This window comes from Microbacterium sp. PF5 (genome assembly GCF_004794315.1).
GTDB lineage: Bacteria > Actinomycetota > Actinomycetes > Actinomycetales > Microbacteriaceae > Microbacterium > Microbacterium sufflavum.
Window position 1 is genome coordinate 1 of the sequence record NZ_SSDQ01000085.1, and the last position, 321, is coordinate 321.

The 321-nt window shown below is 67.3% G+C and carries 1 pseudogene; it reads left to right on the forward strand.

The annotated features are described in order from the left end of the window. A pseudogene (locus DW297_RS06710) lies at nucleotides 1-321 on the forward strand (IS3 family transposase); the annotation flags it as partial.

Genomic DNA, 321 nt, shown 5'->3' on the forward strand with positions numbered 1-321 from the left:
AAGCCGTGGAATGGGGCCGTTCAAAAAACCTGATTGCGCGCTCGCCCTTGCTGCCGGGGGACGACCGATGAAGACGGTCTGCGAAGTTCTCGGCGTGGCGCGCTCTGCCGTGGCGGTGAAGCGAGCTCGCTCGTCCGACTGGCGCGATGGTCGCCGTGCCCGCGTGACCAACGATGCCGGGCTGGTCGAGGAGATTCAGGCCCATGTGGCGCACCTTCCCACCTACGGCTACCGCCGTGTCTGGGCGCTGCTGCGCCGCAGTCGGGAGCAGAGCGGTGCGCCGTGCATCAACGTCAAGCGCGTGTATCGGGTCATGCGGGA